The sequence below is a fragment of the Stenotrophomonas sp. SMYL86 genome (assembly GCF_036320025.1).
In the GTDB taxonomy this organism is placed as follows: Bacteria; Pseudomonadota; Gammaproteobacteria; order Xanthomonadales; family Xanthomonadaceae; genus Stenotrophomonas; species Stenotrophomonas maltophilia_A.
Genome location: NZ_JAWIRU010000018.1, coordinates 43,420 through 62,279, shown reverse-complemented (window position 1 = coordinate 62,279; position 18,860 = coordinate 43,420). Strand labels below are relative to the sequence as shown.

Sequence of the window (18,860 nt, the reverse complement as noted above, 5' to 3'; positions counted from 1 at the left end):
GGGGCCGCCGCCGGAGCACACCACGACACGGGGGGGTCGGGCGGCCCGGTGGCCGGCATCGCGCAGATGCCAGGTTGCCGGCCAGCGGCCGGCACTACCTGTGTGTCAGGCTTCCGGGGTGAAGCCGACCGGCTTTTCCGCGTCCTTCTCGAACAGGAACTTGACCAGTTCGCCTTCAAGGAACGCGCGATGCTCCGGCGTGCGCGGCGACAGGCGGTTCTCGTTGATCAGCATGGTCTGGTGCGCCAGCCACGCAGCCCAGGCCTGCTTGCCGATGCTGTTGAAGATGCGCTGGCCCAGTTCGCCGGGGTAGGGCACGAAGTCCAGGCCCTCGGCATCGCGTTGTTCGTACTGGCAGAAGACGGTTCGGGACATGGCATTCACTCGTGGTTGCGGGGTTTCTTGGAATTTCGTTTCGGCGTCTTGATCGTTGCGCCGTCGAGCAGTTTGCGGATCGGTGCCGGCAGGCCCAGCGCGTGCAGTTCGTCGCTGGCGACCCAGCGCAGCGTGGGTTCTTCCACGCGCAGGCCGTGTACCTGCCGCGACAATACCTGCAGATGCAGCTTGTAGTGGCTGAAGGTGTGCTGCAGCACTGGCAGCTCTTCGGCCTCTTCCAGCGAGCCGTCGACGTGCACGTCGAACCAGTCCTGCAGCACGCTGCCGGCATCGGCCTGCGGCAGCGTCCACAGCTGCGCCCAGATGCCGGTCTCCGGCCGCTTCTGCAGCAGCACACGCTGCTGGGCGTCGCGCAGCAGCAGCGCAACGGCCTCGCGCTCGGGCAGGGTCTTGCTGGGCCTGGGCGTGGGTAGTTCAGCGGTGCGGCCTTCGCGCCGTGCCACGCAGTCATCCTGCAGCGGGCAGATCACGCAGGCCGGTTTGGCGCGGCTGCACACCGTCGCGCCCAGATCCATCTGCGCCTGCGTGTAGTCGGCCATGCGCCCGGCCGGCACCTGCGCCACGTGCGCCTCGGCGATCGCCCACAGCTGCTTCTCGATGGCCGGCAGCCCGGGGAAACCCTCGATGCCGTGGTAACGGCTGAGCACGCGCTTGACGTTGCCATCGAGGATCGCGAACGGGTCGTTCCAGGCCTGGCTGAGGATCGCACCGGCGGTGCTGCGGCCGATGCCGGGCAGGGCATGCAATGCATCGAAATCACGCGGCAGGTCGCCGTCGTGCAGTTCCACGCAGCGCTTCGCAGCGGCATGCAGGTTGCGTGCGCGGGCGTAGTAGCCGAGCCCGGCCCACTGCGCCATCACCGCGTCGTTGCTGGCGGCGGCGAGGTCGGGCAGGGTCGGGAAGTGCTGCAGGAACCGCTGGAAATACGGGATGACCGTACTCACCTGGGTCTGCTGCAGCATGATTTCCGACAGCCAGACCCGATAGGGGCTGCGTGGGTGCTGCCAGGGCAGGTCGTGGCGCCCGTGGTCGTCGAACCAATGCAGCAGGTGGGCGACGAAGCCATCGGTCTGCGTGGTTCCGGCGCTGGCGTGCGGCTGGCGGGGCATCGGTGTTCCAGAGAGGAGCCACCCGTGGGGTGGCTCTACTGGAATGCAGTAGAGCCACGCCATGCGTGGCTGCACGGTGTATCAGGCGCCCAGCGCTTCGGGCAGCAGGGCGTCGACGAAAGCTTCCGGGTCGAACACGCGCAGGTCTTCCGGGCGCTCGCCGATGCCGGCGAAACGGATCGGAATGCCGAACTCGCGGGCCAGTGCGAACACCACGCCGCCCTTGGCGGTGCCGTCCAGCTTGGTCACTACCAGGCCGGTCACGTTCACTGCGGCATTGAACTGGCGCAGCTGCGACAGCGCGTTCTGGCCAGTGGTGCCGTCGATCACCATCAGCACTTCGTGCGGGGCGGTGGGGTCGATCTTGCCGAGCACGCGGCGGATCTTGCCCAGCTCGTTCATCAGGCCGGATTGGGTGTGCAGGCGGCCCGCGGTATCGGCGATCAGCACCGAGGTGCCACGGGCCTTGCCGGCCTGGAGCGCGTCGAATGCCACCGAAGCGGCATCAGCGTTCTGCCCCTGCGCGACCACGGCCACGCCGTTGCGCTCGCCCCAGGCCTGCAGCTGGGCCACGGCGGCGGCGCGGAAGGTGTCACCGGCGGCCAGCATCAGGCTGTGGCCATCGTCCTTGAAGCGCTTGGCCAGCTTGCCGATGGTGGTGGTCTTGCCGACGCCGTTGACGCCGACGGTGAGCACCACGAAGGGCTTGGCGTTGCGGTCGATCAACAGCGGCTTGGCCACCGGCTGCAGGATTGCGATCAGCTCGGCGCGCAGCGCGGCCAGCAGCGCATTGGCGTCGGCGAATTCGCGCGATTTCATGCGCTTGCGCAGGCCCTCGACCAGATCGGTGGTGGCACCGACACCGACGTCGGCGGTGATCAGTGCGGTTTCCAGCTCGTCCAGCAGGTCGTCGTCAAGCTTGGGGTTGCGCGAGAACAGGCCACCAAAGCTGCGCGCGATGACGCTGTTGCGCAGGCGCTCGCGCCAGCCGGGCTTGCCAGCCGGCGCCGGAACGGCGTCGATCGAGGCGGCCGCAGGCAGGTCGTCGGTGACCGGTGCCGGTGCCGGGGTGGGCTCAGGCACCGGTGCGGGTGCTGGTTCGATGGCCGGGGTCGCGATGGGGGCGACGTCGATCTGAGCCGTCGGCGCAGGAGCTGCTGGAACCGGTGCGGCTGGGGCCGGAATAACCGGGGTGGGCTCGACCGGTGCAGGCTCGGCCGGTACTGCTACCGGCGCCGGCTCCTTGTCCTCGACCGGCGCGGCCGACGGGAATGCCGCCGCCAGCTCTTCAGCCGAGTAGTGCTGGGTCTTGGGCGCCTCCGTTGCGGGGGCATCCTGGGGCTTCTTGCGGCGGAAAAAACTGAGCATTGGCAAAAGGCGCTGAAATCAGAGGGATATGCTACCACTCGGGCCTGTCGGGCCGATGTGGACTCAAGGTTGCGGCCCACCGGCCGTTAACCGGTCCGGAGGGCTGCGCGGTGCGGCCCGGAGACCGCCATGGACAACGTGATGGGAATCGCCCTCAGCGGGATGCGTGCGGCCCAGCAGGGTGTGCAGGTGGCCGCGCACAACGTGGCCAACCTGGCGACCCCGGGTGCCCAGCACCTGCAGTTGCAGCGCAATACCACCGAGCAGGGTGGGGTGCAGGCTTCGGTGGCGTCCATCGGCGCCGATGCCGGCGCGCCGCTGGGTGATCTGCTGGCCGCGAAAGCCGAGGTCGTGGCCTTCGCCGCCAATGCCACGGTGATCCGTCGCCAGGACCAGATGCTGGGCTCACTGCTGGATCGGGACGCCTGAGCAACACCGTTTTGGCAGGTGCCAACCGCCGCCCCCTGGTGGGTGCCAACCTTGGTCGGCACGCTTCGACCCAGCCTGGTAGGTGCCAACCTTGGTCGGCACGCTCGACCCGCCCTGGTAGGTGCCAACCTTGGTTGGCACGCTTTTGGGGCGCCAACCAAGGTTGGCCTCTACCAGGGCAGCAGTGCCAACCGAGGTTGGCCTCTACCAGGGCAACAGTGCCAACCAAGGTTGGCACCTACCAAAGCAGGAATGCCAACCAAGGTTGGCATCCACCAGCACCCGGTAGCGCCGGGCCATGCCCGGCGACCACCGCCTCGATCAGGCCGACAATTCCAGCAGCAGCTTGTTCAGGCGTGCCACGTAGGCACCCGGGTCCTTCAGGCTGTCGCCGGCGGCCAGCGCGGCCTGGTCGAACAGCACCCGGCCCAGGTCGTCGAAGCGTGCGCCATCGGCTTCCGCATCCAGCTTGGCGATCAGCGGGTGGCCCGGATTGATCTCCAGCACCGGCTTGCTGTCCGGCACCTTCTGCCCGCTGGCCTCCAGGATCTGGCGCATCTGCAGGCCCAGGTCCTGCTCGCCAATGGCCAGCACCGCCGGCGAATCGGTCAGGCGGTGCGAGACGCGCACTTCGGCCACGTCATCGCCCAGCACCGTCTTCAGGCGCTCGACCAGGCCCTGCTTGTCCTTGGCCGCCGCTTCCTGCTCCTGCTTGTCCGCTTCGGTTTCCAGCGCGCCCAGGTCGAGGTCACCACGGGCGATGTCGACGAAGCCCTTGCCGTCGAAATCGGTCAGGTAGCCCATCAGCCACTCGTCGATGCGGTCGGTCAGCAGCAGCACTTCCACGCCCTTCTTGCGGAACACTTCCAGGTGCGGGCTGTTGCGCACCTGGCTGTAGCCCTCGCCGGTCAGGTAGTAGATCTTGTCCTGGCCTTCGGTCATGCGGCCGAGGTAGTCGGCCAGCGACACGGTCTGCGCATCGCCGTCGCCACGGGTGGAGGCGAAGCGCAGCAGGCCGGCCACCTTCTCGCGGTTGTTGTAGTCCTCGGCCGGGCCTTCCTTCAGCACCTGGCCGAATTCCTTCCAGAACGTGGCGTACTGCTCCGGCTTGTCGGCGGCCAGCTTTTCCAGCATGTCCAGCGAGCGCTTGGTCAGCGCCGCCTTCATCGAATCGATGACCGGGCCGGACTGCAGGATCTCGCGCGAGACGTTCAGCGACAGGTCGTTGGAATCGACCACGCCCTTGATGAAGCGCAGGTACAGCGGCAGGAACTGCTCGGCCTGGTCCATCACGAACACGCGCTGCACGTACAGCTTCAGGCCCTTGGGTGCATCGCGGTGATACAGGTCGAACGGTGCGCGGCCGGGCACATACAGCAGCGAGGTGTACTCCAGCTTGCCCTCGACCTTGTTGTGGCTCCACGCCAGCGGATCGCTGTGGTCGTGTGCCACGTGCTTGTAGAACTCGGTGTACTCGGCGTCGCTGATCTCGGTGCGCGGGCGGGTCCACAGCGCGCTGGCGCGGTTGACGGTCTCCCACTCGCCGGCAGCGCCTTCTTCGGCGTCTTCCTTGGGCATCTGGATCGGCAGGCCGATATGGTCCGAGTACTTCTTGAGGATGCTGCGCAGGCGCCAGCCATCGGCGAAGTCGTGCTCGCCGTCCTTCAGGCGCAGCACGATGCGGGTGCCGCGCTCGGCCTTGTCGACGGTGGCGACCTCGAAATCGCCTTCGCCGCGCGAGGTCCAGCGCACGCCTTCGCCTGCAGCCAGGCCGGCGCGGCGCGAGGTCACTTCCACTTCGTCGGCGACGATGAAGGCGCTGTAGAAGCCGACGCCGAACTGGCCGATCAGCTGCGAATCCTTCTTCTGGTCGCCGGACAGTTGGCGCAGGAAATCGCCGGTGCCGGACTTTGCGATCGTGCCGAGGTGGGCGATCGCTTCGGCGCGGCTCATGCCGATACCGTTGTCTTCGATGGTGATGGTGTGGGCGGTGGGGTCGAAGCTGACGCGCACGCGCAGTTCGCTGTCGCCTTCCAGCAGTGCCGGCTGGGTCAGGGCTTCGAAGCGCAGCTTGTCAGCGGCATCGGCGGCGTTGGAGACCAGCTCGCGGAGGAAGATCTCCTTGTTGGAGTACAGCGAGTGGATCATCAGCTGCAGCAGCTGCTTGACTTCGGTCTGGAAGCCAAGGGTTTCGGTCTGGGTGGTCTCGGTCATCGATAAGGCTCCGTGTGCAATGCCGCGCCAGCGCGTGCGGCCTCGCCAAGGGGTATGGCTGATTGTCCCGAAATCAAGGGGGCGAGCGGGGGGGGGCGTGAATCGCGTTGGATTGCCTTGACCGTTCGCTGCCATCACTCGCGTGGGTCGGATTTGGCCCTGCTCAAGGCGGTCGGTCAGCCCCAGGGTCGCGTCAGCCAGGCACACGATGGGCTGATCCAAAGGGGGGCGCCCAGATTGTCGTATTCAATCTCTTGTCTTGCCCAGGAAAGCCGGTCAGGGTCGTGAGACAATTCTGCGGGGCGGTTCGATGGCGATAATCACCATGACAAGGCATCTGGATTTCGATCAGTTCCTCAGGGAGCAGAATGCAGGGAAGGCCGAACGCGGCAACTTGGTTGAGCGTAAGGCTCAATGGCTGGAGAAAATCCAGATTCTCTATGCGACTGTCCAGGAAATTCTTTTTCCGTACATAGAGCGCGGCGCCATGGGGGTACGTGTGTCCAGCATGGAGCTCCGTGAAGAGTTGCTGGGCAGTTACGAAGTGCCGAGTCTGAACATCGAGCTGGGAAACAGCAGCGTACGCTTCGTTCCGGTAGGGACGATCCTGCTGGGGTCGCCTGGGCGTGTGGACCTCGTGGGGCCGCACGGCAAAGTCCGCTTCGTGCTGACCTTGCCGGATGCAGATCGACCGATACTTGTCGGGTCGACCGCTTCCGAAGGGGCTCGCCCCGACAAGCAGCCGAAACCGATGGATCTGGCCGCGTACGTCTGGAAAGTGTCCACCTCTCCGCCCCTGATCCGCTACAGCGCTCTGGATCCGGAAGCACTGCAGTCGGCCATCATGGATGTTGCCCGTGGCCAATCCGCTCGTCGTTAATCCCGATCTTCCCAATTACATGCACGTGATGGGACATCACGCCACCACACGCGCAGCGATCGACCTGCTCTTTTCCGAAGACAATCCTGACAACTCGGACCTATCCCGGCAGGAGCTCGAAAAGCGCCGCAAGGCATGCGTCCAAGTCCAGCAAAACCGGGACATGATGGCGTTGCTGGCCTTTCTGGAAGCATGTTTCCGATTGGACTACGCAAACAGAAAGCGTCTGAAGCTCAAGGATGGACTGTCCAGGGTCCTCATCAGGTTGTTCAATCGCAAGCGCAACAAGGCCGCGCTCATGGACGACATCGTCAAGGCCTGGCTGCAGCAGGGTGTGCTGACCCATCACCAGTACGACCGTATCAACAGTGCATTCCAGCTTCGGCACTGGATTGCCCATGGACAGTATTGGTCCCCGGCGAAGATCAAGCCTCATGACCTTTGGGAAGTGGCCGAGTTCGTAGAGAGTCTGGTCAATGCGCGGATGTTTCAGAGCGATGGAGTCGACCTGGCTGGAGCGTGATCCCGACATTGGAGTCCCATGCCCCCCAGGTGACCTGCGGTGACCGTTGATTCGACGCATCCCCGGGCGCTGCCCGGACGACTACAATCCCGCTCATGCTGAAATTCTCGAATACCTCCCGCCGGGGGCGCCGATGAGCGGCCGTGGCGGCAATGACGGCCAGGTCCGCATCATCGGCGGGCGCTGGCGCAATACCCGCCTGCCGGTGCCGACCCTGCCAGGGCTGCGGCCCAGCAGCGACCGTGTGCGCGAAACCCTGTTCAACTGGCTGATGCCCAGGCTCGGTGGGGCCCGCGTGCTGGACCTGTTCGCCGGCAGTGGCGCACTGGGCCTGGAGGCGGTCTCGCGCGGTGCCGCACACGCCACCCTGGTCGAACGCGATGCGCAGCTGGGACGCAATCTGACCGCTGCCGTGGCCAAGCTGCAGGCCTCCGACCAGATCAGCGTCGTGCAGGCTGATGCCCTGCGCTGGCTGCAGGGCGCGCCGGCGCAGCAGGCCGATCTGGTCTTCATCGACCCGCCGTTCGCCGACGGCCTGTGGCAGGACGTGCTGGCCCAGCTGCCGCGGCACCTGGCCGCCGATGCCTGGCTGTACCTGGAATCGCCGGCCGGCCACGTGCCGGTGCTGCCGCCGGACTGGCTGCTGCACCGCGAGGGTGGCACCCGCGAGGTGCGCTTTGCCCTGTACCGCCGCGCCACTGCTACACTTTGATCTCATCTGAACATCTGCAACCGCCCATGACCGTGGCCAACCGCCGCATCGCCGTTTACCCCGGCACGTTCGACCCCATCACCAACGGCCATATCGACCTGGTGAGCCGGGCCGCGCCGCTGTTCGAAAAGGTCGTGGTCGGCGTGGCGCAGAGCCCGTCCAAGGGCCCGGCGCTGCCGCTGGAGCAGCGCGTGCAGCTGGCGCGTGGCGCGCTGGCCCACCACAGCAACGTCGAGGTCATCGGCTTCGATACCCTGCTGGCGCATTTCGTACGTTCGGTCCAGGGCGGGGTGCTGCTGCGCGGCCTGCGCGCGGTGTCCGACTTCGAGTACGAGTTCCAGATGGCCAGCATGAACCGGCACCTGATCCCCGAGGTCGAGACCCTGTTCCTGACCCCGGCCGAGCAGCACAGCTTCATTTCGTCCTCGCTGGTCCGCGAGATCGCGCGCCTGGGCGGCGACGTGTCCGGCTTCGTGCCGGCCGCGGTGCTCGAAGCCCTGCGCAAGGTCCGCGAAGCGAAGTCGGCACAGTCGTAAGCCCCGCTGTACCCGCACCCCATTACGTACAACACCACGCACCATTCCGGGAGGAAACCGATGAACACCACCATGCGCGCGATGCTGATCGCTTCGTTGGCCCTGGCCTTCACCGCCTGCAAGAAGGAAGAGGCCGCTCCGGTCGACGAGGCCAAGCAGGCCCTGGTCGCTCCGTCCAAGGACGACGATGCAGGCTGGAAGAAGTACCTGCAGGAAGTGGCGATCCAGAACATGGGCAACATCACCAACAGCCCGTTCCTGTACTACCTCTCGCCGGAATCGGACCCGGACTTCCAGGCCAAGTACGAGCGCCAGACCGAGAGCGCGACCCAGGCCGTGGCCCGTGGCGTGCAGCCGGGCAACATGCTGGCCTTCGGTTCGTCGGCCTCGGGCAAGATGGCTGACATGATCCAGGCCGTGTTCAAGGACGTGTCGCCGGATTCGATGAAGGGCGTGCGCGTCGTCTTCATCGGCCAGTCGGCCGACAACGCCCGCGTACAGGCTGCGATCCAGCCGACCGGTGCCGAATACATTTTCGTCGAAGCCAAGTAATACCGAGCCATGGCGGCCATGCTCCGGCATGGCCCGGGCGGCGTCCTGCAAGGGCGCCGCTGATGACCTGACCGGCCCGCGCGCCCGCGCTGGCCGGTCCTTTGTCCCAGGGCGCGGGCGAGGAGTATCGCCGTGTCGCTGAAAATCAACGAGCTCTGCGTCAACTGCGACGTATGCGAGCCGGCCTGCCCGAACCAGGCCATTGCGATGGGTGAAACCATCTACGTGATCGACCCTGCGCGCTGCACCGAATGCGTGGGTCATTTCGACGAGCCACAGTGCGTGGTCGTCTGCCCGGTCGAGTGCATCGACCCGGACCCGGAGATCGTGGAAACGGAAGACCAGCTGCTGGCCAAGCTGCGCCAGCTGCAGCACGATCACCCCGAACTCTACGCGGAGCCCCCATCCGAATGAAGACGCTGATCGTCCGCCCCCTGTTGCTGCTCGGCCTGCTGCTGAGCCCGATTGCCTGGGCCGACAGCCCGGCCCGTGCCGAGCGCCCCGATGGCGCGGCCATTGCCAGCGGCCATGCGCTGGCCACCCAGGCGGGCATCGACATCCTGGCGCAGGGCGGCAACGCCTTCGATGCCGCGGTGGCGGTATCGTCCACGCTGGCGGTGGTCGAGCCGATCAGTTCCGGCCTGGGCGGTGGTGGCTTCTTCCTGCTGCACGATGCGGCCACCGGCAAGGATGTGATGCTGGATGCGCGCGAGACCGCGCCGGCTGCAGCAACCCCGCAGGCGTTCCTCGACAAGCAGGGCAACCTCGACCGTGATCGTTCGGTCAACGGTGCCTGGTCGGCCGGTATTCCTGGTCTGCCCGCAGCGCTGGTCGAGCTGTCGGCCAAGCACGGCAAGCTGCCATTGGCGGCCTCGCTGCAGCCGGCCATCCGCATCGCGCGCGAAGGCTTCCCGGTGTATGACCGCATGGCCAAGGGCTATGCCTCGCGCCGTGAAGTGATGGAGCGCTATCCCGGCACGCGCGAGGTCTACCTGCGCAACGGCAAGCCGATCGCCAGCGGTGACCTGTTCAAGCAGCCGGAGCTGGCACAGACGCTGGAGCGCCTGGCCGCAGGTGGCTTCGATGGCTTCTACAAGGGCCAGACCGGAACGCTGTTGCTGGCCGGCGTGAAGCAGGCCGGCGGCAAGTGGACCGCTGAAGAGCTGGCTGGTTACCGCGTGAAGCAGCGCGAGCCGATCGTGTTCAACTACAACGGCTGGAAGATCACCACCGCGCCGCCGCCGTCGTCCGGTGGCATCGCGCTGGCCAGCATGCTGCAGATCCTGGAAGGCTGGGATATCAAGAAGATGGACCCGGCGCACCGCACCCACCTGGTGGTGGAGTCGATGCGTCGCGCCTACCGCGACCGCACCTTCTTCCTCGGCGATCCGGACTTCGTGCAGATCCCGCAGAAGGTGCTGACCAGCAAGGACTATGCACAGGGCCTGCGGGCGACCATCCATCCGGAGAAGGCCACGCCCAGCGACCTGCTGTCAGGCAACCCGACGCCGCTGGAAGACGACGAGACCACGCACTTCTCGATCATCGACCGCGACGGCAACCGCGTCGGCGCCACCCAGACCGTCAACCTGCTGTACGGCTCGGGGCTGATTCCCAAGGGCACCGGCGTGCTGCTGAACAACGAGATGGACGACTTCGCGCTGAAGCCGGGCACACCCAATGCGTTCGGCGTGATGGGTTATGAAGCCAATGCGCCGAAGCCGGGCAAGCGCATGCTCAGCTCGATGACGCCGACCTTCATGGAGAACGCCGACAAGGTGGTGGTGCTGGGCACCCCGGGTGGCAGCCGCATCATCACCATGGTGCTGCTGGGCATCCTCGGCTACGACGACGGCCTGGATGCGCAGCAGGTTGCCGCACTGCCGCGCTACCACCACCAGTGGCTGCCGGACCTGATCGAAGCCGAGGACGATGCGTTCGACGCGGCGACGGTGAAGCAGCTGCAGGCGATGGGCCACAAGATCGACCTGCCGGGCAATGTCGCCGCGGGTGGCCGCGGTTCCAGCCACGTGTGGGGCAACCTGCAGACCGTGGAATGGGACCGCAGGGCCAACAAGCTGTTCGGCGGCAGCGACCCGCGCAATCCGGTCGGCAGTGCCCAGGTGGTGCCGGCACACTGATCCGGTGGTGCCGGCTGCGGGCCGGCAATCCGGCTGATTATCGAAACCCCGCCTTTGCCGGCGGGGTTTTCTGTTTCCCTTCTAGCGATTATTTAACGAGCCGGCGCCGATAATCGACACATGAAACTCTGGTCTATTCGTGGAAACTCGCAGCGCCTTGATGGCGGCGCGATGTTCGGCAACGCGCCGCGCGCGTTGTGGGAAAAATGGGCGGCACCGGACGAGCTCAATCGCATCGAGCTGGCCTGCCGTGCGCTGCTTGCCAGCCCGCTGGAAGGCAAGACGGTGCTGTTTGAAACCGGTATCGGCGCGTTCTTCGATCCGCGCATGCGCGAGCGCTACGGCGTGCAGGAAAGCCAGCACGTGCTGATCGATTCGCTGCGCGAAGCCGGCTTCGAACACGAGGATATCGACGTGGTGGTGCTCAGCCACCTGCATTTCGATCATGCCGGTGGCCTGCTGGCGGCATGGAGCGAAGGACGTGAGCCCGAGCTGCTGTTCCCCAACGCAACCTATGTGGTCGGCGCGCAGCATTGGCAGCGCGCCGTACAGCCACACCCGCGCGATCGCGCCAGCTTCATTCCGGAACTGCCGGGCCTGCTGCAGGCCAGTGGCCGGCTGGAAGTGGTGGACGGGGAGTACTCGAAGGCGCTCGGCCGCAGCGTGCGCTTCAGTTACAGCGACGGGCATACACCGGGGCTGATGCTGGCCGAGATCGTCGGTCACGCGCATACAGGCGAAAGTGCGCATGGTGGCGTGGTGTTCTGTGCCGACCTGATCCCCGGCCGCTCATGGGTACACGTGCCGATCACCATGGGCTATGACCGCAATGCCGAGCTGCTGATCGACGAGAAGCGGCAGTTCCTGGAAGACAAGCTGGCGCGCAACGTGCGGCTGTTCTTCACCCACGACCCGCAGGTGGCATTGGCGCAGCTTGGCAGGGATGACAAGGGGCGTTTCGTGACCCTGCACGAGCAGGGTGAGCTGAAGGCACGCGCCCTGGGCTAATGGCATGGCCGGGCAATGCCCGGCCTTTCACTGATGTCCGTGGATCCACGCCATGCGTGGATGGCGTTTTATCCGGACACGACCATTACGACGCCTTCAGGCAGCTGCTCATGAAGGTCTTGCGCGCATCACCGGCCAGCTTTTTGGCGCCCGCGTCAGCGTTGCACTTGCGCATGCGTTCCTGCTGCGTATTGACCGGCTTGGCGTCGGCGGCGTGGCCGCTGAGGCAGGAGCTCTGTGCAGTCTTGTAGGCATCGCCCTTCAGCCCCTTGTTCTTGGCCGAACATTCGGCCATGCGCTGCTGCTGCGGAGTGGTGGCATTGGCAGCCAGGGGCAGGCCGACCAGCAGGACGGCGGCCAGCAGGAAAGAGGCTTTCATCGGGAGCTCCAAGGGTGGCGGGTGCGCGGAGCATTCGCTTCCCGGCGCCAAGAGCACGTGAAGAATCGCAACGCGGCCGCGATGGCCTGCGCTGTTGGGGTCAGACCCCTTTCGCGGCGAAAGGGCTCTGACCCCGGTTCTTCGGATCAGCCGACGCGGGTACCGAAGATGCGGTCACCGGCATCGCCCAGGCCCGGCAGGATGTAGCCCTTGTCGTTGAGCTGGGCATCGATGGCCGCGGTGTAGATCTCCACGTCCGGGTGCACGGCCTTGACCGCCTCGATGCCTTCCGGCGCGGCCACCAGGAAGATGCCCTTGATGCGGCGGGCGCCGGCACGCTTGAGCATGTCGATGGTGGCGATCAGGGTACCGCCGGTGGCCAGCATAGGGTCCAGGATCAGCGCGTCGCGCTCTTCCAGGCGCCCGGTCAGGCGCTCGAAGTAGGGCACCGGCTGCAGGGTTTCCTCATCGCGCTGCAGGCCGACCACGCTGACACGGGCCGCCGGGATCAGCGACAGCACGCCGCTGAGCATGCCCAGGCCGGCGCGCAGGATCGGCACCACGGTGATCTTGGCGCCCGCAATGCGCTGCACGGTGACCGGGCCGGCCCAGCCGGGCAGGGTGTGCGGCTCGGTGTCCAGGTCGGCGGTGGCCTCGTAGGCCAGCAGCGTACCCAGCTCGTTGGCCAGTTCGCGGAAATCCTTGGTGCTGAGCGCAGCGTTGCGCATCAGGCCGATCTTGTGCTGCACCAGCGGGTGGCGCACTTCGACGATCTTCATGGTCGGGAAGGGGAAAAGGAGAGAGGGCGCCATTTTGCCGGATCGGCGGGCCGAACCCAAACCTGGCCCGGAGCGGCGTTACTCGAAATGTGCAGGCGCATGTCACGGCCATGCAACCTTGCGGACATACCGTGCAGACCCATTCTTAACAGGAATGGGGATTCCCAGTGCATATCAAGACTCCGTTGGCCGTTGCCATCACGCTGACCCTGGCGATGGGGGCCGCAGCCCCGCTGCAGGCGGCCGGGCAGCAGGCGGTAGCCGCCACCGGCGCCGTGGCCGCTGATGCGGTCGACCTGGACCGCATCGAAGTGCGCGCCCAGCTCGAATCGCAGATCCGCGCGGTCGACCTCAAGCGCAGCAGCGACGCCATCGAGGATGCGGTGTCCTCCGATGCCCTGGGTCAGTACCCGGACAAGAACGTGGCCGAGTCGCTGCAGCGCCTGCCGGGCATCAGCGTGACCCGCGACCAGGGCGAGGGGCGCTTCGTGGTCATCCGTGGTCTGGACGCCAACCTCAACAGCGTCAGCGTGGATGGCATCGCCATCGGTACGCCGGAGGATTCCAGCCGCGCCGCACCGCTGGACGTGATCCCGTCCGACTCCACCGAGCGCCTGCGCGTGGTCAAGTCGCCGACCCCGGACATGCCGGGTGATGCCATCGGTGGCGCCGTGCTCGTGGAGTCGGCCTCGGCCTTCGACCGCAACGGTCGCAGCCTGCGTGGCAAGATCGAAGGCAGCCACCAGCAGTTGTCCGGCGAGACCAGCCCCAAGGCCGCCTTCAACTACAGCGAAGTGTTCAACGACACCTTCGGCGTGGCGCTGGGCGTGAACTACCAGAAGCGCAGGTTCGAGTCGGACAACACCGAAGTGGAGTATGACGGCGAGGACGATGCCGTCCCCGGCGATGTCACCGCGATCAACCTGCAGCACCGCAAGTACGAGATCGAGCGCAAGCGCATCGGTGCCAACCTCAACCTCGACTGGCGCCCGAATGAAGACAGCAAGTACTTCCTGCGCACGCTGTACAGCCAGTTCGACGATGCGGAGACCCGCCAGCGCGTGATCTTCAACTTCGACGACGCGAAGATGGTCAAGACCGGCACCGACCAGTACCGCCTGGATGGAATGCCGAAAGATTCCATCGACAAGCGCATGCGCTACCGCACCAAGAAGGAGAACACCTTCGCGGCCAGTCTCGGTGGCGAGAACAAGCTGACCAACGCCGTGGTCGATTACCGGATCGGCTACACCCGTACCGAAGAGCGCGTGAACGACGAGATGGAGGCGCGCTTCAAGCTCAACGGCAAGGCCTTCAACGGCACCCTGGACCAAAGCAGCCGCCTGCCCAGCTACAGTTTCGACAACCCGCAGTGGCTGGACAACAGCAACTACGCGTTCGACCGCTTCGTGCTCTCACCCAAGCAGGTCAACGACAAGGAGCACAGCGCGCAGGTCAACGTGCGCTTCGACGGCGACAGCAGCAGCATCAAGTTCGGCCTGCTGGGCCGCTGGCGCGACCGCGACGTGAATGTGGACGAGCGCGAACTGCGTGTCGGCCCGAAGGTGGCGCTGTCGAGCTGGAGCACCTCCTCGCCGGAGCACCGCCACGGCAACCTCGGTGACGGCATGGATTCGGCCGCGATGCGTGCCTTCTGGGCGGCCAATGGCGGCCAGTACAGCGCCCGTCCCCAGGATGCCGGTGGCAACGCGATGACATCGCTGGAAGAGGACTACGTGGCCAGCGAAGACATCTTCGCCAGCTACGCCATGGGCACCTGGGACGTGGGCGCGCTGCGCATCATCGGCGGTGTGCGCGTGGAAAACACCCAGTTCAAGGCGGTCGGCAATCAGGTGGACGTGGCCTCCAACGGCCGCAGCTTCACCGTCACCCCGAGGGTGGCCAACAGCAGCTACACGAACGTGCTGCCGGGCCTGCACCTGCGCTACGACGCGGCCGATGACTGGGTGCTGCGCGCCTCAGCCAACAAGACCGTATCGCGCCCGTCCTTCGGTGACATCTCGCCGCGCGTGGGCTACAGCCGCGGCGACGAGGAAGTGCGCCTGGGTAATCCGGAACTGGATCCGTACGAGTCGAAGAACATCGACCTGTCGGTGGAGAAGTACATCGGCAGCACCGGTATCGTTTCACTTGGCCTGTTCCACAAGTCGATCGATGGCTACATCGTGCAAACGGTGCGGACCAATGATCCCGCTTATGGCGGCTTTGACGTGACCCAGCCGATCAATGGCCGCAAGGCCACCGTGCGTGGCGCGGAATTCAACTGGCAGCAGCAGCTGGCCTTCCTGCCGGACGGCCTGGATGGCCTGCTGGTCGGTGCCAGTGGCACCTGGCTGGATACCAAATTCGATGCCGGCATCAAGGACCGTGCAGGCGAGGATTTCACACTGCCGCGCGCCTCCAAGCATGTCTACAGCGCACACATCGGCTATGAAAAGTACGGTGTAAGTACACGCCTGGCGGCGGTATACCGCAGCGAGTACCTGGACAGCATCGGCAAGGGCCGGGCGTTCGACATCTACGTTGCGCCGAACACCCAGCTCGATTTCTCGCTGGACTACAAGTTCACCCCGCGCGTAAGCATGTACTTCGAGGCGCAGAACCTGCTGGACAAGCCGCTTGAGCTGTACCAGGGCACGCGCTCGCGCACCCTGCAGATGGAAGAATACGGTCGTACCTACGCGCTCGGCCTGAAGGTGGCACTGTGATGGGGCGTGGCATCACCGTCCTGGCGGTCGCGCTCGCGGCGACCCTGGCCGCCGGCTGCACGCCGGCCACCGGCAACGATCCGGCCGCGGCCCCCACGGCAGCGAAAGCCGGGGGCGCGCGAACGGTGACCACCATCGCCGAAGCCTTCCTGTCACCGATGACCCCGGCCGACAACATCGACTCGCCGGCGGCCTGGCGCGCGCCGGACGGCGCGCTGTGGCTGATCGCCACCGCCAAGGCCACCGACAAGCTGGTGGTCTACGACGGCAGCACCGGCCAGCACCTGCGTGACGTCGGCAGCAGCGGCACCGCATCGGGGCAGTTCGACCGCCCAAACGGCATCGCGGTAATCGACGACCTGCTGTGGATCGTGGAGCGCGACAATCACCGCATGCAGGTGCTGAGCCTGCCGGACTTCGCGCCGCTGGCGACGTTCGCTGCGGACGACCTGCGCAAGCCGTACGGGCTGTGGGTCGACCGCCGTGCCGATGGCTACAGCGTCTACGTTACCGACTCCTGGGACAACGGCGAGGATGCGCAGGGGCGTGACATCCTGCCGCCGCTGGCCGAGCTGGACAAGCGCGTGCGCCAGTACCACGTGACCCGCGACGGTGCGAAGGTCGAGGCGAAGCTGGTGGCCAGCATCGGTGACACCAGCGAAGCCGGTGCGCTGCGCGTGGTCGAGTCGATCTGGGGCGACCCGGAGAATGATCGCCTGCTGATCGCCGAAGAGGATGAAAGCTACGCCAGCGAGTTCAAGGTCTACACCCTTGCTGGACGCTTCACCGGCACCACATTCGGTCGCGACGTGTTCAAGGCGCAGGCCGAAGGTGTGACCCTGCGTACCTGCGGCAAGGACGGCTGGTGGATCACCACCGAACAGGGCAAGCAGCGCAGCGTGTTCCATCTGTTCGACCGGCACACGCTGAAGCCGGTGGGCGCGTTCCAGGGCAATACCGTGGCCAACACCGACGGCATCTGGATGATGCAGCAACCCAGTGCGCGCTTCCCGCACGGCGCACTGTATGCAGTGCATGACGACCAGGGCGTGGTGGCGTTCGACTGGGAGAGCATCGCCAAGCAGTTGGCATTGCCGCTGGAGTGTGGCGCATGAGCCGGCAGTGCGTGATGCGCACGCTGGCGTTGGGCCTGCTGCTGGCACTGCCGTCGCTGTCGTTCGCAGCGGCCGAACCCAACACCCAGGTGCCAGCGGGCAGCCGCCACTACGCAGCGACGCCGGTGCCGGATCGCATCGTCGCCTCGCCGGCGGTGGATCCCAGCCACGGTTTCGCCGTGGCCTGGCGTACTGACGGCAGCGTGCAGGCACCGCTGCTCGAGATTGCCCTCGCCGGGGATTCGCCGGCCATCGAGGGCATCCGCCAGGTGCGTGCGACGACGCGAGCACTGCAGACCGAGAACGGGCTGTCGCACCATCATCGTGCCGACATCGCTGGCCTGCAGCCGGACACCCAGTACGTCTACCGCGTGCAGGGCAATGGCAGCTGGAGCGCCTGGAACCAGCTGCGCACGCTGGCCGCGGCCGACAAGCCGCTGACCCTGCTGTACTTCGGTGATACCCAGAACAAGAACGTCAGCCATGTCAGCCGCGTGGTGCGTGCCGCACAGAAGGCTGCACCGCAGGCGCGCATGAGCCTGTTCGCCGGTGACCTGGTCAGCGGCGGCGACAACATGGACGACAGCGAATGGGGCGAGTGGTTTGCCGCCACCGGATGGCTGGGGCAGGAAACACTGGTGGCCCCGGCGATCGGCAACCATGAGTACTTCGAGGAATTCGAGGACACGCCGCAGGAGCGTCGCGTGCTGGGCCGGCACTGGCCGGTGACCTTCGCGCTGCCGGGCAATGGCGCCACTGCCGCGCAGCAGACCAGCTACTGGTTCGATGCGCAGGGTGTACGCGTGGCGGTGGTCGATGGCACCTCGGCACTCGACCTCGGCACCGCCAAGGCACAGGCGCAATGGCTGGACAAGGTCCTGGCCGGCAACCGGCAGCCGTGGACCATTGTGCTGCTGCATCAGCCGTTCTACTCACCCCGCGAAGGCCGCGAGAACGCTGCGCTGCGTGACGTGCTGCTGCCGGTGGTACGCCGCCACAACGTCGACCTGGTGCTGCAGGGCCACGATCACACCTATGGCCGTCGCGGTGAAGGGCAGGCCGCCACGCCGCAGTACGTGGTGACCGTGGCCGGGCCGAAGCAGTACCGCCTTTCCGACGAAGCACGCAGGACGATGGATCCGGTGGCCGAGGATACCCAGTTGTTCCAGGTGTTGAACATTGATCCGCAGCACCTGCGCTATGAAGCACGCACGGTGACCGGCCGTCTCTACGATGCCTTCGAACTGCGCCGTGATGCCAAGGGTGGTAAGCAGCGCACGGAGCTGACCGAAGGTCGCATCACGCCACGCGACTGCCCGCGCGCGCAGACCGCCAAGGGTCGTGCCGACCGCTGCTGGGAGTGAGAAGACGCATATGACCACGCCCCGGCGCATCCTTCCGCTCGCCGCCATCGGTGCCGCCCTGCTGTTGCTGGTCAGTGCGGTGACCGCTGCCGATACCGTACTGCATCCGTTCCTGGTGGCCCAGCCGAAGCAGGCCCCACAGGAGGTGAATCTGGCGGTGGAGATTCCGGCCGGCAGCTTCACCAAGTACGAGATCAAGGAAGACGGCCTGGTCCATGTGGACCGCTTCCAGTCGATGCCGGTCGCCTATCCGGCCAACTACGGCTCGATGCCGCGCACCCTGGCCGGCGACAACGATCCGCTGGACGCGCTGGTGCTGACCCGTGAACCGCTGCATCCGGGCGTGATCGTGCGCTTCCGGCCGATCGGTTACCTGAAGATGATCGATGGCGGCGAGCACGACGAGAAGATCATCGGCGTGCCCACCGACAAGGTCGACCCGACCTACGCCAGCATCCGCGACCTTGCGGATCTGCCGGAGGTCGAGCGCCAGCGCATCGAGGCGTTCTTCCGGGTCTACAAGGACCTGCCGGCGGGACGCAATCCGGTGCAGCTCAACGGCTGGGGCAACGCCGCCGAAGCCCGCGCGCTGATCAGTGAAGCGATGGAGCGCTTCCAAAAGTAGA

At 66.1% G+C, this 18,860-nt stretch carries 19 protein-coding genes; 13 read left to right on the top strand and 6 right to left on the bottom strand.

The window, feature by feature from the left end; translation table 11 throughout:
* Window positions 1-105: 105 nt before the first annotated feature.
* From V3B64_RS17445 to ftsY, 3 genes are all read right to left on the bottom strand, one after another.
* Complete coding sequence (locus V3B64_RS17445) at window positions 106-375, bottom strand: oxidative damage protection protein (RefSeq protein WP_329914594.1); 270 nt, start codon at window positions 373-375, stop codon at window positions 106-108.
* A 5-nt stretch (window positions 376-380) separates the two neighbouring features.
* Entirely contained in the window at window positions 381-1,505 is a 1,125-nt protein-coding gene (gene mutY, locus V3B64_RS17440) for an A/G-specific adenine glycosylase (protein WP_329914593.1), read from the bottom strand.
* 81 nt (window positions 1,506-1,586) lie between these two features.
* Window positions 1,587-2,873: a signal recognition particle-docking protein FtsY gene (gene ftsY, locus V3B64_RS17435; protein WP_329914592.1), complete on the bottom strand. Its 1,287-nt coding sequence runs from the start codon at window positions 2,871-2,873 to the stop codon at window positions 1,587-1,589.
* 129 nt (window positions 2,874-3,002) lie between these two features.
* Between ftsY and V3B64_RS17430 the strand changes: the two genes are divergently transcribed.
* Entirely contained in the window at window positions 3,003-3,302 is a 300-nt protein-coding gene (locus tag V3B64_RS17430; protein ID WP_329914591.1) for a flagellar basal body protein, read from the top strand.
* 321 nt (window positions 3,303-3,623) lie between these two features.
* Here the strand turns inward: V3B64_RS17430 and htpG are convergent, their stop codons facing one another.
* On the bottom strand, window positions 3,624-5,516 hold the full coding sequence (gene htpG, locus V3B64_RS17425; RefSeq protein WP_329914590.1) for a molecular chaperone HtpG: 1,893 nt from the start codon (window positions 5,514-5,516) through the stop codon (window positions 3,624-3,626).
* Window positions 5,517-5,826: 310 nt separating this feature from the next.
* Between htpG and V3B64_RS17420 the strand changes: the two genes are divergently transcribed.
* From V3B64_RS17420 to V3B64_RS17385, 8 genes are all read left to right on the top strand, one after another.
* Entirely contained in the window at window positions 5,827-6,396 is a 570-nt protein-coding gene (locus V3B64_RS17420; protein WP_329914589.1) for a hypothetical protein, read from the top strand.
* Complete coding sequence (locus V3B64_RS17415) at window positions 6,374-6,919, top strand: hypothetical protein (RefSeq protein WP_125895128.1); 546 nt, start codon at window positions 6,374-6,376, stop codon at window positions 6,917-6,919. The genes V3B64_RS17420 and V3B64_RS17415 overlap by 23 nt, the downstream gene beginning before the upstream one ends.
* 133 nt (window positions 6,920-7,052) lie before the next feature.
* The gene (gene rsmD, locus V3B64_RS17410) at window positions 7,053-7,631 is read left to right on the top strand and encodes a 16S rRNA (guanine(966)-N(2))-methyltransferase RsmD (RefSeq protein ID WP_014036813.1); all 579 of its coding nucleotides are present in this window, start codon (window positions 7,053-7,055) and stop codon (window positions 7,629-7,631) included.
* Window positions 7,632-7,657: 26 nt separating this feature from the next.
* Window positions 7,658-8,167, top strand: coding sequence for a pantetheine-phosphate adenylyltransferase (gene coaD / locus V3B64_RS17405; protein WP_032130277.1), 510 nt, complete (start codon window positions 7,658-7,660; stop codon window positions 8,165-8,167).
* Between the two features lie 60 nt (window positions 8,168-8,227).
* Window positions 8,228-8,719 carry a hypothetical protein gene (locus tag V3B64_RS17400; RefSeq protein ID WP_004153167.1) on the top strand — a complete coding sequence of 164 codons (492 nt, stop codon included), beginning with the start codon at window positions 8,228-8,230 and terminating at the stop codon, window positions 8,717-8,719.
* Window positions 8,720-8,851: 132 nt separating this feature from the next.
* Window positions 8,852-9,133: a YfhL family 4Fe-4S dicluster ferredoxin gene (locus tag V3B64_RS17395; RefSeq protein WP_004153175.1), complete on the top strand. Its 282-nt coding sequence runs from the start codon at window positions 8,852-8,854 to the stop codon at window positions 9,131-9,133.
* Window positions 9,130-10,860: a gamma-glutamyltransferase gene (gene ggt / locus V3B64_RS17390; protein WP_329914588.1), complete on the top strand. Its 1,731-nt coding sequence runs from the start codon at window positions 9,130-9,132 to the stop codon at window positions 10,858-10,860. The genes V3B64_RS17395 and ggt overlap by 4 nt, the downstream gene beginning before the upstream one ends.
* Window positions 10,861-10,980: 120 nt before the next feature.
* Entirely contained in the window at window positions 10,981-11,868 is an 888-nt protein-coding gene (locus V3B64_RS17385; protein WP_121503714.1) for an MBL fold metallo-hydrolase, read from the top strand.
* Window positions 11,869-11,953: 85 nt separating this feature from the next.
* Here the strand turns inward: V3B64_RS17385 and V3B64_RS17380 are convergent, their stop codons facing one another.
* Entirely contained in the window at window positions 11,954-12,247 is a 294-nt protein-coding gene (locus tag V3B64_RS17380; RefSeq protein ID WP_032130275.1) for a PsiF family protein, read from the bottom strand.
* A 146-nt stretch (window positions 12,248-12,393) separates the two neighbouring features.
* Window positions 12,394-13,026 carry a uracil phosphoribosyltransferase gene (gene upp / locus V3B64_RS17375; protein ID WP_005409099.1) on the bottom strand — a complete coding sequence of 211 codons (633 nt, stop codon included), beginning with the start codon at window positions 13,024-13,026 and terminating at the stop codon, window positions 12,394-12,396.
* A 167-nt stretch (window positions 13,027-13,193) separates the two neighbouring features.
* Here upp and V3B64_RS17370 point away from each other — a divergent pair, with 167 nt between their 5' ends.
* Genes V3B64_RS17370 through V3B64_RS17355 form a run of 4 tightly spaced genes read left to right on the top strand, consistent with a single transcriptional unit; the run spans window position 13,194 to window position 18,859 of the window.
* Complete coding sequence (locus V3B64_RS17370; RefSeq protein ID WP_329914587.1) at window positions 13,194-15,755, top strand: TonB-dependent receptor; 2,562 nt, start codon at window positions 13,194-13,196, stop codon at window positions 15,753-15,755.
* Window positions 15,755-16,870 carry a phytase gene (locus V3B64_RS17365; RefSeq protein WP_329914586.1) on the top strand — a complete coding sequence of 372 codons (1,116 nt, stop codon included), beginning with the start codon at window positions 15,755-15,757 and terminating at the stop codon, window positions 16,868-16,870. Before V3B64_RS17370 ends, V3B64_RS17365 begins: the two co-directional genes overlap by 1 nt.
* A gap of 14 nt (window positions 16,871-16,884) precedes the next feature.
* Window positions 16,885-18,234 carry a metallophosphoesterase family protein gene (locus tag V3B64_RS17360; protein ID WP_329914606.1) on the top strand — a complete coding sequence of 450 codons (1,350 nt, stop codon included), beginning with the start codon at window positions 16,885-16,887 and terminating at the stop codon, window positions 18,232-18,234.
* A gap of 10 nt (window positions 18,235-18,244) precedes the next feature.
* Window positions 18,245-18,859: an inorganic diphosphatase gene (locus V3B64_RS17355; RefSeq protein ID WP_329914585.1), complete on the top strand. Its 615-nt coding sequence runs from the start codon at window positions 18,245-18,247 to the stop codon at window positions 18,857-18,859.
* Window position 18,860: the final 1 nt, after the last annotated feature.